Source organism: Paenirhodobacter huangdaonensis (genome assembly GCF_004022465.1).
GTDB lineage: Bacteria > Pseudomonadota > Alphaproteobacteria > Rhodobacterales > Rhodobacteraceae > Rhodobacter > Rhodobacter huangdaonensis.
Map to the genome: position 1 here is coordinate 209,525 of NZ_SAVA01000006.1, position 13,780 is coordinate 223,304.

15 protein-coding genes are annotated in these 13,780 nt (G+C 68.2%); 6 read left to right on the plus strand and 9 right to left on the minus strand.

The genetic code is table 11. From position 1 onward, the window contains the following. Nucleotides 1-20: 20 nt before the first annotated feature. Together EOW66_RS12010 and EOW66_RS12015 are read right to left on the minus strand one after the other, a co-directional pair. Nucleotides 21-1,007: an NAD(P)H-quinone oxidoreductase gene (locus tag EOW66_RS12010; RefSeq protein ID WP_128156582.1), complete on the minus strand. Its 987-nt coding sequence runs from the start codon at nt 1,005-1,007 to the stop codon at nt 21-23. Next, nucleotides 1,004-1,675 (minus strand): COQ9 family protein, encoded by a 672-nt coding sequence (locus EOW66_RS12015; protein WP_128156583.1) that lies wholly within the window; start codon nt 1,673-1,675, stop codon nt 1,004-1,006. Before EOW66_RS12015 ends, EOW66_RS12010 begins: the two co-directional genes overlap by 4 nt. A 115-nt stretch (nt 1,676-1,790) precedes the next feature. Here EOW66_RS12015 and rpsU point away from each other — a divergent pair, with 115 nt between their 5' ends. Continuing rightward, nucleotides 1,791-1,997 (plus strand): 30S ribosomal protein S21, encoded by a 207-nt coding sequence (gene rpsU / locus EOW66_RS12020; protein ID WP_011748553.1) that lies wholly within the window; start codon nt 1,791-1,793, stop codon nt 1,995-1,997. 173 nt (nt 1,998-2,170) lie between these two features. Beyond that, nucleotides 2,171-3,619, plus strand: coding sequence for a TrkH family potassium uptake protein (locus EOW66_RS12025; protein WP_128156584.1), 1,449 nt, complete (start codon nt 2,171-2,173; stop codon nt 3,617-3,619). Here the strand turns inward: EOW66_RS12025 and EOW66_RS12030 are convergent. Then, nucleotides 3,616-4,074, minus strand: a complete 459-nt coding sequence (locus tag EOW66_RS12030) for an Lrp/AsnC family transcriptional regulator (protein ID WP_113900560.1) — start codon at nt 4,072-4,074, stop codon at nt 3,616-3,618. The two genes, EOW66_RS12025 and EOW66_RS12030, sit on opposite strands and share 4 nt — an antisense overlap. 146 nt (nt 4,075-4,220) lie before the next feature. On the opposite strand from EOW66_RS12030, the gene ald reads away from it, so the two are divergent. After that, nucleotides 4,221-5,339 (plus strand): alanine dehydrogenase, encoded by a 1,119-nt coding sequence (gene ald / locus EOW66_RS12035; RefSeq protein WP_128156585.1) that lies wholly within the window; start codon nt 4,221-4,223, stop codon nt 5,337-5,339. A 53-nt stretch (nt 5,340-5,392) separates the two neighbouring features. Here ald and mscL read toward each other — a convergent pair whose 3' ends face one another. Next, complete coding sequence (gene mscL, locus EOW66_RS12040; protein ID WP_128156586.1) at nt 5,393-5,809, minus strand: large conductance mechanosensitive channel protein MscL; 417 nt, start codon at nt 5,807-5,809, stop codon at nt 5,393-5,395. 124 nt (nt 5,810-5,933) lie between these two features. Between mscL and EOW66_RS12045 the strand changes: the two genes are divergently transcribed. Continuing rightward, entirely contained in the window at nt 5,934-6,629 is a 696-nt protein-coding gene (locus tag EOW66_RS12045; RefSeq protein ID WP_128156587.1) for a glutathione binding-like protein, read from the plus strand. Nucleotides 6,630-6,680: 51 nt separating this feature from the next. On the opposite strand, the gene EOW66_RS12050 is transcribed toward EOW66_RS12045, so the two are convergent. From EOW66_RS12050 to EOW66_RS12060, 3 genes are all read right to left on the minus strand, one after another. Further along, nucleotides 6,681-7,469 (minus strand): inositol monophosphatase family protein, encoded by a 789-nt coding sequence (locus tag EOW66_RS12050; protein ID WP_113900563.1) that lies wholly within the window; start codon nt 7,467-7,469, stop codon nt 6,681-6,683. 83 nt (nt 7,470-7,552) lie between these two features. Then, nucleotides 7,553-8,755: an MFS transporter gene (locus tag EOW66_RS12055; RefSeq protein WP_128156588.1), complete on the minus strand. Its 1,203-nt coding sequence runs from the start codon at nt 8,753-8,755 to the stop codon at nt 7,553-7,555. 78 nt (nt 8,756-8,833) lie between these two features. Next, nucleotides 8,834-9,739 (minus strand): LysR family transcriptional regulator, encoded by a 906-nt coding sequence (locus EOW66_RS12060; protein ID WP_128156589.1) that lies wholly within the window; start codon nt 9,737-9,739, stop codon nt 8,834-8,836. A gap of 93 nt (nt 9,740-9,832) precedes the next feature. Between EOW66_RS12060 and EOW66_RS12065 the strand changes: the two genes are divergently transcribed. Both EOW66_RS12065 and EOW66_RS12070 read left to right on the plus strand, forming a co-directional pair. After that, nucleotides 9,833-10,690, plus strand: coding sequence for a methylenetetrahydrofolate reductase (locus EOW66_RS12065; protein WP_128156590.1), 858 nt, complete (start codon nt 9,833-9,835; stop codon nt 10,688-10,690). 100 nt (nt 10,691-10,790) lie between these two features. Further along, nucleotides 10,791-11,282 carry a PaaI family thioesterase gene (locus EOW66_RS12070; RefSeq protein WP_128156591.1) on the plus strand — a complete coding sequence of 164 codons (492 nt, stop codon included), beginning with the start codon at nt 10,791-10,793 and terminating at the stop codon, nt 11,280-11,282. Here the strand turns inward: EOW66_RS12070 and EOW66_RS12075 are convergent. Next, entirely contained in the window at nt 11,263-12,381 is a 1,119-nt protein-coding gene (locus EOW66_RS12075) for a DUF2235 domain-containing protein (RefSeq protein WP_239017573.1), read from the minus strand. The two genes, EOW66_RS12070 and EOW66_RS12075, sit on opposite strands and share 20 nt — an antisense overlap. A gap of 151 nt (nt 12,382-12,532) precedes the next feature. Beyond that, complete coding sequence (locus tag EOW66_RS12080) at nt 12,533-13,678, minus strand: type III PLP-dependent enzyme (protein ID WP_128156592.1); 1,146 nt, start codon at nt 13,676-13,678, stop codon at nt 12,533-12,535. Nucleotides 13,679-13,780: the final 102 nt, after the last annotated feature.

The following is a 13,780-nucleotide window of genomic DNA, read 5'->3' on the forward strand; positions in this document are numbered from 1 at the left end:
GGTGCCTCCGTGGGGTTGGGTCAGCGGACCTGCAGCACGATCTTGCCGATATGGGCCGAGCTTTCCATGCGGGCATGGGCGGCGGCGGCCTCGGTCAGCGGGAAAGTGCTGTCGTGGATCGGGCGCAGCCGGCCGGCGGCGACCATCGGCCAGACCTGCGCACGCAGCTCGGCCGCGATCGCGGCCTTGGCGGCATCCGATTGCGGGCGCAGGGTCGAGCCGGTGATCGTCAGCCGGCGCAGCATCACCTGGGCGAAATTGAGTTCGGCCTTCGGGCTTTCGAGGAAGGCGATGAAGACGAGCCGGCCGTCATCGGCAAGCGCCTTGACGTCGCGCGGGATATAGCTGCCGCCGACCATGTCGAGGATCAGGTTCGCGCCGCCCTCGGCGCGCAGGACCTCGACGAAATCGGCCTCGCGGTAGTTGATCGCGGTGGCGCCGAGCGCTGCGCAGGCGGCGCATTTCCCGGCCGAGCCGGCGGTGGCGAAGACCCGGGCGCCAAGGTTGCGCGCGATCTGGATCGCCGTCGTGCCGATGCCCGACGAGCCGCCGTGGACGAGGAAGCGCTCGCCCGCTTTCAGCCCGCCGCGCATCACCACATTCGACCAGACAGTGAAGCAGGTCTCGGGCAGGCAGGCGGCGTCGCGCAGGCTGACCCCCTCGGGCACGGGCAGCGCATGGGCCGCGAGGCAGACCGCATATTCGGCATAGCCGCCGCCCGGCAGCAGCGCGCAGACCGCATCGCCCACCTGCCAGCCGGAGACATCGGGGCCAAGCGCCGCGATCCGTCCCGCACATTCGAGCCCGGGCAGGTCCGAGGCGCCGGGCGGGGCGCGATAGGCGCCGGCGCGTTGCAGCGCATCGGGCCGGTTCACCCCGGCGAAGGCCACTTCGATCAGGATCTCGCCCGGACCGGGCAGCGGGACCGGGCGCGAGACCGGTTTCAGCACCTCGGGCCCGCCGGGGGCGGAGATCTCGATCGCCTGCATCTGCAGCGGAAGGGTCATTGCGCGCGCTCCTCATGGCCGGGCAGCGGGGTGGGCTGTGGCGCCCGGATCGCACCGAGCAGGCCCTTGAGCCCCGGCAGGCGGATGACCGCGCCCTTCACCTTCTCGAACTGCATCACGTCGGCGATGCGGCGGTCGAGAAAGGCGCGGGTCTCGGCCAGCCCCTCGCTCTCGTCGCCCAGCCAGAACAGCACCGTCGAGGAGATCACGCCCGACAGCGTCATCCGCTTGCTGTACCAGTTGTAATCCGCGCTCTCGTCGCCAAGCGCGCGCCAGATCGCATCGGCCGTCTCCCAGACCAGCCGGGCGCCGGTCGCGGCATATTGCGGCAGCGCGAAAAGCGACGCGGCGCGGCGCACGAGCTCCGGGTCGACAAGGCCGAGGCGCAGGGTCACCGCATGGGCCACCTTGTCGCGGAATTTCATGCCGGAAAGATCGGCGTCGGTGAGTGCCGCAACCATCGCCCGGTCGGCGGCCCGGTGATATGCCACCGCCAGATCCACCGCGCCGCGCGGGCAGACCAGACGGGCGAGTGCAGGGTCGGCGCCAAGGTCCGCCACCGCCTGCCGGAAGGCGGGCTCGGACCAGCCGTCGAAGGGCACGTGCGGCTCGATCGCGGCAAGCAGCTCGGCCCGCATCCGCACAACGTCGAGATGGTCGTTTTTCATGGCATATTCCTTCGCCACGCCCCGTTTCGGGGAGTGGACAAAACTCTGGTCCGCTGTTATATGGCCCGCTCCTGCAATCTGATGCAACTCTAACTTAGGAAGGTGGTGACACCACATGCAGGTCAGCGTTCGCGACAACAACGTCGAACAGGCGCTTCGTGCTCTGAAGAAAAAACTTCAGCGCGAGGGTGTGTTTCGTGAAATGAAGCTCAAGCAGCATTTCGAGAAACCCTCCGTCAAGAAAGCGCGCGAGAAAGCTGAAGCCGTTCGCCGTGCCCGGAAACTGGCGCGGAAAAAGGCGCAGCGTGAAGGCGCGCTCTGAGCGACTGGAACCGCTGGCGGGCTTGCCCGCACTGATGACCCCCGTGGCCCTGCCATCGGGGGTTTTTGGTTCTTTTCAACAGGTTGAATCCGCAGTGACGGGGGGCTGCCGGGACAATCTCACGATTTCGTGAATTGCCTGCCGCACCGCCCGCCTGCATCGCTGGCACCACGATGACCGATTTCGGACCCGTCTTTCACCATCTTGGCCTGATCCTGCTTGCGCTCGGGGTCGCGATGCTTGCGCCGGTGGCGGTGGATGTGCTGGCCGCCGACCCGAACGGCTTTGCGGTGTTCGAGGCGGCGCTCGAGACGATTCTCTTCGGCACGCTGCTGGCGCTTGCGGCGAGCCCGGAAAAACCGCAGCCGCTCACCCTGCGTCAGGCCTATCTGCTGACCGCGGCGATCTGGCTGGTGGTGCCGGCCTTCGGCGCCCTGCCCTTCATCCATGGCGAGCCCTCGATCAGCCTGACGGATGCCTATTTCGAGGCAGTCTCGGGCATCACCACCACCGGCTACACGGTGCTGACCGGGCTCGAGGATCTGCCGCGCTCGGTGCTCTTGTGGCGTGGCATGCTGAACTGGATGGGCGGGCTCGGCATCGCCTTCGTCGCGATGATCTTCCTGCCGGTCATGCGCATCGGCGGCATGCGCTATTTCCAGACCGAGGGCTTCGACACCTTCGGCAAGGTGCTGCCGCGCGCGCGCGACATCGCGATCTCGCTGCTCGAGGTCTATGCCGGGCTGACGGTGATCTGTACCGTGGTCTTCGTGCTGTGCGGGATCCCGCTTTTCGACGCCGCGATCCACGCGATGGCGGCGATCGCCACCGGCGGCTTCGGCACCTATGACGCGAATTTCGCGGTCTGGCCGGTGCCCGCGCAATATGCCGGCACGCTCTTCATGCTGCTCGGCGCGATGCCCTACATCCGCTTCTTCCAGCTGGTGCAGGGCCAGACCCGGCCGCTGTGGCACGACAGCCAGGTACGCGCCTTCCTGCGCTGGTTCGTCTATTTCAGCGCGATGATGATCGGCTACCGGCTGTGGCGCGAGAACCTGCCGGTCGAGCAGATCTTCCGCGAGACCACCTTCAACTTCGCCTCGATCCTGACCGGCACCGGCTTCGGCGTCAGCGGGGTCGAGCCCTGGGGCACCTTCGCGATGGTGGTGGCCTTTCTGCTCGGGCTGATCGGCGGCTGCACCGGGTCGAGCTCGGGCGCGCTGTCGGTGTTCCGGGTGCAGGTGGTGCTGTCGGTGATCCGCGCCGCGATCCGGCAGCTCCATTCGCCGCACCGGGTGGTGCAGCCGCGCTATGACGGCAAAACGCTCGACGAAGAGACGCTCGGCCCGCTGATGCTGCATGTCTCGGGCTATATCCTGACGCTGGGCGTGCTCTCGGTGCTGATGTCGATGGCCGGGGTCGACCTGACCTCGTCGCTGTTCGCGATCTGGGGCTGCCTTGGCAACATCGGCTTCGGCCTTGGCCCGATGGTGGCGCGCACCGGCACGATGGTCGATTTCAACGACACCGCAACCTGGATCATGATCCTCGCGATGCTGCTCGGCCGGCTCGGCATGCTGGCGATCTTCGTGCTGTTCCTGCCGCGGTTCTGGCGCGACTAGACCGGCAGCGCCGTCGTCTTGAACACCGTGCGCAGTGCAAAGCTCGACTGCATCCCCTGCACGCCCGGCAGCCGCGCCAGCTTGGCGCGGTGGATGCGGGCGAAATCCTCGGTGTCCTCGGCCACCACCTTCAGCAGGTAATCGGCCGAGCCCGCCATCAGGTGGCATTCGAGCACGTCGGGGATCTTCTTCACCTCGCGCTCGAAGGCCTCGAGCACCTCGTCGGCCTGCCCCGACAGCGTGATCTCGACGAAGACGGTCGTGGGCCGGCCGAGCTTGCGGGCATCGAGCAGCGCGACATAGTCACGGATATAGCCCTCTTCCTCGAGCCGCTGCACCCGCCGGTGACAGGCCGAGGCCGACAGGTTCACCCGCTCGGACAGCTCGGCATTGGAGATCCGCCCCTGCTTTTGCAGGACGGTGAGGATTCGACGATCCGTCGCGTCAAGGGTCATGGTCACGCAATCTTCTTCGCCCCAAAGGGCATACCGTCGAAGATATGCGCGCCCATGGCCGAAAAACGCAACCGCTTTTCGATGCAATTTTGCGCGCCCGGGCGCAGGCTGGGGCGGAGGAGCATTTCGGATCGGAGGAGGACCGGATGAAGATCGGATGTGTGAGGGAGATCAAGCCCCAGGAATATCGCGTCGGCCTGACGCCCTCGGCCGCGCAGGAGGCGGTGGCGCATGGCCATGCGGTGCTGATCGAGGCCGGCGCCGGGATCGGCTCGGGCTTCACCGATGCCGATTACACCGCCGCAGGCGCGCAGATCGCCGCCGATGCCGCCGCGGTCTGGGCGGCGGCGGAGATGGTGGTGAAGGTGAAGGAGCCGCAGCCGGGCGAGCGCGCGATGCTGCGCCCGGGGCAGGTGCTGTTCACCTATCTGCATCTCGCCCCGGACCCGGCGCAGACGCATGACCTGCTCGCCTCGGGGGCGACCTGCATCGCCTACGAGACGGTGACCGACCGCAAGGGCGGGCTGCCGCTGCTGGCGCCGATGTCGGAGGTGGCGGGGCGGCTTGCACCGCAGGTCGGGGCCTGGGCCCTGCAGAAGGCGAATGGCGGGCGCGGCGTGCTGCTCGGCGGTGTGCCGGGGGTGCGCCCGGCGCATGTCGTCATCATCGGCGGCGGTGTGGTCGGCACCGCGGCGGCGCGCGTCGCCGCCGGCATGGGCGCCCATGTCACCGTGCTCGACCGCTCGATCCCGCGGCTCAGCTATCTCGACGACGTGTTCATGGGGCGGCTGACGACGCAATATTCCGACCGCGCCGCCACGGCCGAACTCGTCGCGACGGCCGACATGGTGATCGGCGCCGTGCTGATCCCGGGCGCCGCAGCGCCGAAACTGGTGACGCGGGCGATGCTGAAGACGATGAAGCCGGGTGCCGTGCTCGTCGACGTGGCGATCGACCAGGGCGGCTGTTTCGAGACCTCGCACCCGACGACACACGAGAACCCGATCTACGAGGTCGACGGGGTGATCCACTATTGCGTGGCGAACATGCCCGGCGCCGTTGCCCGCACCGCGACGCAGGCGCTTGGCAATGCCACCCTGCCCTTCGTGCTGGCGCTCGCCGACAAGGGCTGGCGGCGGGCCTGCCTGGAGGACGCACATCTGCTCGACGGGCTGAACGTGCATGCCGGGCGGCTGACCTGCGCGCCGGTCGGCGCCGCGCTCGGCCTGCCGGTCATCTCCGGCGTCGAGGCGCTCGGTCTGTGACGAAAAGGGCCCGGTCACACGGACCGGGCCCCTTCCGTTCCGGCGGTGCCGGATCACTTCTTCAGCGCGTCGCGGATCTCCAGCAGCACGTCGAGCTCGCTCGGGCCGGCGGGCGCGGCGGCCGCTTCCTTCTTCGCGGCAGCGTCCTTGACCCGGTTCACCAGCTTCACCAGCAGGAACACGACAAAGGCGATGATCAGGAAGTTGATGACCGCGGTGATGAAGGCGCCATAGGCGAAGACCGGCGCACCGGCCTCTTTCGCCGCGGCCAGCGTGGGATAGTCACCCGCACCGAGGTTGATGAACAGGTTCGAGAAATCGAGCCCGCCGGTGACGACGCCGATGATCGGGTTGATCAGGTCCGCCACCAGAGAATTGACGATCGCGGTGAAGGCCGCGCCGATGATGATGCCCACCGCCATGTCGACGACATTGCCGCGCGCGATGAAATTCTTGAACTCTTGCAACATGTTATGCCCCTCTCAGCGCCCTTGCAGCAGGCGCAGACCGGCGCAGGGTAGCATGCTCCTGCTGCGGCTGCATCTTTTCCTTGCGGCGAAAATGTGCTCGGCTCGGCGCAAACAGGAGGTATCGATGACCGATCTCACGCAATTCCCGATCACCCGGCGCTGGCCCGCGGAAAACCCCGAGGTGATCCAGCTTTATTCGCTGCCCACACCGAACGGGGTGAAGGTGTCGGTCATGCTCGAGGAGACCGGCCTCGCCTACGAGCCGCATCTCGTGCGCTTCGACACGAACGACCAGATGACGCCCGAGTTCCTGTCGCTCGCACCGAACAACAAGATCCCAGCGATCCTTGATCCGAACGGGCCCGGGGGCGAACCGCTCGGCCTGTTCGAAAGCGGCGCGATCCTGATCTATCTGGCCGAGAAGAGCGGGATGCTGCTGCCGCAGGCGCGCCGCTACGAGGTGCTGCAATGGCTGATGTGGCAGATGGGCGGGCTTGGCCCGATGCTCGGCCAGCTCGGCTATTTCCACACCTTCGCCGGCAAGGAGATCGAGGATCCGCGCCCGAAGGAGCGCTTCCGCGCCGAGGCGGAACGACTGCTGAAGGTGCTCGACGGGCGGCTCGCGGGGCGGGACTGGGTGGCGGGCGAGTATTCCATCGCCGATATCGCCATCGCCCCCTGGCTGCGCACGCTGTGCGACTTCTACAAGGCCGCCGATCTGACCGGCTGGGCGGATCTGGCCCATGTGCCGGCCTATCTCGAGCGCTTCCTTGCCCGTCCGGCGGTGCAGCGCGGGCTGCTGATCCCGAAACGCGACTGAGGCACGGGCGCACCGGTGACCGCCGCGGTCATGCCGCGGCGGGGCCGGGTCTCATTCGGCGCGCAGCACCTTGCACAGCGGATCGAAGAGCGTTGCATTCGCGGCGATCACGCTGCCGCTCTCGAAGATGTCGCGGCCCTCGCGCACCGGGCCGACGAAGCCACCGGCTTCCTTCACCAGAAGCAGGCCGGCCGCGATGTCCCAGGCCTTGATGCCGCGCTCCCAATAGCCCTCGTACTTGCCCGCCGCCACATAGGCGAGGTCAAGCGAGGCGGCGCCGAAACGGCGCACGCCGGCGCAGACCGGCATCAGCCGGGCCAGATCCTGCAGCGTCGCGGGCAGGGTCGAGCGGCCGCCGAAGGGCACGCCGGTGGCGAAGATCGATTCGATCATCCGGTTGCGGCCGGAGACGCGCAGGCGCGTCTCGTTCATGAAGGCGCCCGAGCCTTTCTCGGCCCAGTAAAGCTCGTCCTTCGCGGCATCGAAGATCACCGCCGAGACGATCTCGCCCTTGTGCTCGAGCGCGATCGACACCGCCCAGTGCGGCAGACCGTGCAGGAAGTTGGTGGTGCCGTCGAGCGGATCGACGATCCAGCGCCGGGTCGGGTCCTCGCCCGCGTCCTCGCCGGTTTCCTCGCCGAGCCAGCCATAGGAGGGCCGCGCCCCGCGCAGCTCTTCCTTGATGATCCGCTCGGCCTCGCGGTCGGCACGGCTGACGAAGTCGCCCGGGCCCTTGGCGGAGACCTGCAGGTTCTCGACCTCGCGGAAATCCTTCACCAGCGAGCGGCCGGCCTTGCGCGCGGCCTTGATCATCAGATTGAGATTGGCGCTGCCTTGCATCGGTTCGCTCCTTCGGTTCAGGCCGCTGCCTTACACGGGCGGGGGCCGGAATCCAAGGGGGTTGCGGCCAGGCGGGGGAGGATTCAGCCGCGCAGGAACTCGCGCCGCCGCGGCAGCAGGATGGTGAGCACGCCAAGCGCCGGCAGAGCCGAGCAGATCAGATAGACGAAGCGGATGCCGTGCTGGTCGGCCAGAACGCCAAGCGCCGCCGCGGCGATGCCGCCCATGCCGAAGCTGAGGCCGAAGAAGATCCCCGCCACCATGCCGACCCGGCCGGGCAACAGCTCCTGCGCGAAGACCACGATCGCCGAGAAGGCCGAGGCGAGGATCAGCCCGATCAGCACCGTCAGCACGCCCGAGGCGACAAGCCCCACATGCGGCAGCGCCAGGGTGAAGGGCAGCACGCCGAGGATCGAGACCCAGATCACCGCCATCGGCCCCCAGCGGTCGGCGACCGGCCCGCCCAGCACCGTGCCCGCAGCAACGGCACCGAGGAACAGGAACAGCATCAGCTGCGCGGTGCGGGTGTCCACATGGAAGGTGTCGATGAGGTAGAAGGTGTAATACGAGCTCATCGAGGCCATGTAGATGTTCTTGGTGAAGGTCAGGAAGGCCAGCACCGTCAGCGCCAGCACCACGCGGTTGCGCGGCAGCGGCAGGGTCTTGTCCATCGGCTTGCGCGCCCGCGCCTTCAGATGGTCACCATACCAGCGGCTGACCCGGGTCAGGATGGTGCCGGCGATCACCGCAAGCACGCCGAAGAAGGCGACCGAGCCGCGCCCGAAGGGCAGCACGATGAAGGCCGCGAGCAGCGGGCCGATCGCGGTGCCGAAATTGCCGCCCACCTGGAACACCGATTGCGCGAGCCCGAAGCGCCCGCCCGAAGCGAGCCGCGCCACCCGGCTCGCTTCGGGATGGAAGATCGCCGAGCCGAAGCCGATCAGCATCGCGCCGACGATCAGCAGCGGCCAGCTTGGCGCGAAGGCGAGCACCATCACGCCGAGGAAGGTGGAGACCGAGGCGAGCGGCAGCGACCAGGGCTGCGGCCGGGCATCGGTGAGAATGCCGATCGCCGGCTGCAAGAGCGACGCCGTGCCCTGAAAGGCCAGCGTCATCAGCCCGATCTGCCAGTAATCCAGCGCGAAATCCGCCTTCAGCATCGGATAGATCGCCGACAGCATCGACTGCATCACATCGTTCATCAGGTGACACAGCGAGATCGCGATCAGGATCGGGAAGACGGTCGCGCCCGCGCTGGCGCGGGCCGGGTGCGGCATGGCGGTCATCGGGCAGTCCCTCGGGTTTGCCCGATGATCTAGCGCCCGCTGCGGCATTCCGTCACGTGCGGAATTGTGACGGTTACATCACGCGCGCTGCAGCTTTACCGGCTCGGTCCGTGCGAGGCGCAGGAAGTCGGCCATGTAGCGCTCGCCCAGATCCTCGTCCCGGGTCGCGGCATAGAGGCGCTTGCGCAGCCCCGTCTCGGTCACCGGGCGGGTGATGTAGTCGGGCTGATATTTCACCTCGCGCAGCACCCAGTCGGGCAGCACCGCGACACCGCGCCCGGCCGCGACCAGAAGCAGGATCACCGCGGTCAGCTCGACCTGCCGGTGCGCCTTCGGCTCGACCCGCGCCGGGCCGAGCAGCAGCGAGAACACGTCCGAGCGCGCCCGGTCGATCGGATAGGTGATGAGCGTCTGATCGGCGAAATCCTCGGCCGTGACATAGGGTTTCGCGGCCAGCGGGCTGGTCGAGGCGGCGATGAAGGTCGGCGAATAGTCGAAGAGCGGGTTGAAGGTGATGCCGGCGATCTTCTCGGGGTCAGAGGAGATCACCAGATCCACCTCCTCGCGCGCCAGCGCCGGCAGCGCTTTGAAGGCAAGCCCCGGGCGGATGTCGATGTCGACCTCGGGCCAGTCGCGGCGGAAGGCCTCGAGCACCGGGAACAGCCAGTCGAAACAGGCGTGGCACTCGATCGCGATGTGCAACCGCCCGGCCCGGCCCGCCCGCAGCGCCTCGAACTCATCGGCAACGGCGTCGATCTCGGGCAGCACCCGCTCGGCCAGACGCAGAAGCTTCATCCCGGCGACCGACAGCCGCAGCGGTTTCGAGCGGCGCACGAAAAGCTCGACGCCGGCCTGCTCCTCGAGCCCCTTCACCTGGTGGCTCAGCGCCGATTGCGTGATGTGCAGGACCTCCGCCGCGCGGGCGAGCCCGCCCGCGTCATGGATCGCCTTCATCGTGCGCAGGTGTCGCAGTTCGAGATGCATCTTGTCGACAGACTCATAACGTTCTTGAGTATTATGAATTTGTCTCACATCCCGGAATCAGGCACAAGGGCGCCGGAAAACAAGGATGCCGCCATGACCACGCCGACCGTCAGCTTCGAATTCTTCCCGCCGCAGACGCTCGACGCGTCGTTCCGCCTGTGGGAAACGGTGCAGGCGCTCGCCCCGCTGAAGCCGGGCTTCGTCTCGGTCACCTATGGCGCCGGCGGCACGACGCGCAAGCTGACGCATGAGGCGGTGGCGACGATCCACAAGAACTATGGGCTGAATGTTGCCGCGCACCTGACCTGCGTCGACGCCACCAAGGCCGAAACGCTGGAGATCGTCGACGCCTATGCCGAGGCCGGCGTGACCGAGATCGTGGCGCTGCGCGGCGACCCGCCGAAGGGCGCCGACCGCTTCATCCCGCATCCCGAGGGCTTCGCGAGCTCGGTCGCGCTGATCGAGGCGCTGGCCGCCGACGGCCGCTTCACCATCCGCTGCGGCGCCTATCCCGAGCCGCACCCCGAGGCCACCGACGCGCTGGCCGATGTGCGCTGGCTCAAGCGCAAGACCGAGGCCGGCGCGACCTCGGCGATCACCCAGTTCTTCTTCGAGGCGGACACCTTCTTCCGCTTCCGCGATGCCTGCGTGAAGGAAGGGATCAGCGCGAAGATCATCCCGGGCATCCTGCCGATCCAGTCGTGGAAGGGCGCGAAGGGCTTTGCCAGCCGCTGCGGCGCGGCCATCCCGGCGCATGTGGCCGAGGGCTTCGAGGCGGCGATCGCCGCCGGGCGCGAGCGCGAGCACGCCACCGATCTGTGCATCGCGCTGTGCGAGGCGCTGATCGCGGGCGGCGTGGAGGATCTGCAGTTCTACACGCTGAACCGGCCGCAGATGACCCTTGCGGTCTGCGCCGCACTCGGCGTGACACCTGCGGCCGCGGCCGCCTGAAGCCGGGTGACGTTACGGAACTTTGCTGCAGGGGGGCCTCGCGCCCCCTTTTCGCTGCGCATGCGAGACGGCAGGCTGCCGCCCGAAAAGGGAGAAGACGATGACCGAACCGATGTATGCCGAAGGCCCCGGCGATTTCCTGCCCCTCGAGGCGCTGCGCGCGATGACCGGGCTCGAGTTCATGCGCAAGATGATCGCGGGCGAGGTGCCGACGACGACGCTGGCGCAGTCGATGAACTATCGCATCACCGCCGCCGAGGAGGGCCTTGTCGAGGTCCGCGGCACGCCCGAGTTCCGCCATTCGAACGCCTTCGGCGGCACCCATGGCGGCTGGTACGGGGTGATCCTCGACACCTGCCTGACCTGCGCCGTCATCACCGGCCTGCCGCGCGGCCAGTTCCAGACCACCCTTGAATACAAGGTCAACATGCTGCGCGCGATCCCGATCGGCACCGAGGTGGCGGGCATCGGCCGGCTCGAGCACCTCGGCCGCTCAACCGGGGTCGCGCGCGGCGAGATCCGCGGCGTGGCCGACGACCGGCTCTATGCCGTCGGCACCGCCACCTGCTTCATCATGGGCGAGGCGCACTGAGCGCCTCTGCCTTAGCCGGCGGATGCGGGCGCTCTTCCCGGCCAGCCAGGGGCGGATCGTCAGCCACCATTCCCGCCCGGCGATGAAGGCGGTGTCGTGCACGCTCTCGGACGGGTCGCGGCCGATCACCCGCGGCGCGCGCAGCCAGAACAGCTTGCCCCAGCCCCCCCCAGCTGCCGACCGAGGGGGCAAGCGGATCGGTCGGAAACTCCTCCTGCCAGCCCGCGGGCAGCGCCAGGCCCAGCTCCGCGGCACGGTCGAGCATCCACACCAGCGGGATGTTGGCGAGCGGCCGCGCCGTTTCGGCATCGCCAAGCTGACCGCCGATGTCGCCATGGCAGCCGCGAAACCAGACCTGCTCTATCCGCGCCGCGCCGGTGTCCTCGCTCGCCCAGAGCAGCGGCTCGAGCACCGAGCGGGTCTCGTGCAGGGCAAGCGCGTGAAAGCCGTGCCGCACCGAGGGACCGAGCCGGTGATCGTGGAAACGATAGCGCGGTTCGCTCAGCATCCACAGCAGCGGAAACTGCACGCCGAGCGCGCGCACCGTGTCGAAGGCGCCGACCATCTCGATCGGCGTCGCGGCATGGCAATGGGCGTGGCGGAAGGCCTCGGGCGACAGCACCCCCTCGTAATGGCGCCAGGCAAGGGTGACGTTGCGCTCGGTCGCCTCCTCAGGGCGCAACAGGCCCACCCGCTCGATCATGCCGGCAAGCGAGCGCGCCGCGAAGGCGCCGCGGGAATAGCCGATGAGGAAGATCCGGTCGCCCGGCCGGTAGCGCATCGCCAGCCAGCCATAGGCACGGCGGATCTGCGCATTCACCCCCCAGCCGAACCAGACGTCAGTGAGGTCGCGCCATTCGCGGAACTGCAGCCCCTTGCCGTAATAGACCGAGGTGCGCGGCACGCGCCGGCGCAGGAACCGCCAGATCAGCCCGATCGAGGTGATCCGCGCCGGATCAAGCGCGCCAAGCGTGCCGTCGAGCAGCAGCACGTGATCGACCGGCCCGCGCGTGCGCGGTGCGGGCGGCGCCGCCTCGGGCTGTCGCCGGTGCAGATGATGGCGCGCAAAGGCCACCAGCCGTTCGATCAACCCGCGCATCACCCGGAACCTCCGGGGATGCGGGCGGCGAAATCCGCGCCCATCTCCCCCTCGCGTGAAAAGACCTTGCCCCGAGCATAGGGCAAGGTCGGTAAACGGTCATTGACGATGTCGTGCGCGGCTCCCGGGGGCGCCGACGAAGGGCGCGCCCTCAGCCCTTCAGCGACAGCGCGGTGACGATCTCCATCGCCCCGAAGCCGTTGAACCGGGTGTTGGTGGCCGAGGAATAGGCGCCCATGCCATGAAAGACGATGAAATCGCCCTCGGCCAGATCGCCCGGCAGCGGCAATTCCCCCGGCAGCCGGTCGACCGAATCGCAGGTCGGACCGAAGACGGTGCGGCCGACCGGCGCGCCGACACGGCGCACGCCCTCGGGCGAGACCACCTCGATGCGGTCAATGTTGCCGATCAGCGGCAGCTCGGCCAGCCCGCCATAGACACCGTCGTTCAGGAACACCTGCGTGCCGTCGCGCAGCGCCTTCACCCGGGTGATATGGGTGAAGGCATCGCCCACCAGCCCGCGGCCCGGCTCGCACACCAGCACCGGACGATCGGCGCCGAAGGCCTCGGTCGCGACCCGGTCGATGAGCGCGAAGATCGCCTCGAGCGCCGGCGCAGCCGCCTCGTGACGATGGCTCGGGAAGCCGCCGCCGACATTGAGCCGCGCCGCCGTCACCGCGGCCGCGGCGCAGATCCCGGCCGCGGTGCGGATATAGGCGTCCCAGGCCATCGGGTCGGTGCATTGCGTCCCCGGATGGAAGGTGAGCGAGGGGAGGAACCCTGCCCCGGCTGCCCGCTTCAGCAGTTCGGCCGCGGCCTCGGCCGTCGCGCCGAACTTGGCACCGAAATGATAGGCCGCCCCCGCGACCGGCAGCTTGAAGCGCACCGAAATCTCAGAGCCCTCGGCCGGCACCATCTCGATCAGCTTCTCGAGCTCGGACCCGGAATCGACCGACCAGGTCTTCACCCCGGCCTTCACCGCATGGGCGATCTCGGCGCGCGCGCGGACCGGGTTATGGTAATGCAGCGCCGCCCCCGGGGCGAGACGGCGCACGAGATCGATCTCGAAGGGCGAGGCGACATCGAAGCCGCGCACACCGGCCGCGACGAGGTTCTGGATCACCATCTCGTCGGGGTTCGACTTCACGGCATAGGTCACGATGCCCGGAAAGCCCCGGATGAAGCGCCGCGCGCTCGCCTGCAGCGCCGCGGGCGAGAACACCAGCACCGGGTGCTCGGGTTGCTTGTGACGGATGATTTCGGACGGCGCCGCCCAGATCGTCTTCGACAGTCCCATCGGCTTCTCCCTCGCCAACAGAATTGCAGCCACCTCTTGCCCCGGCTTCACGGGTCGGGAGACGCTTACAGCGTTTCAACCAACCAGGCCAGGTGCGTATGA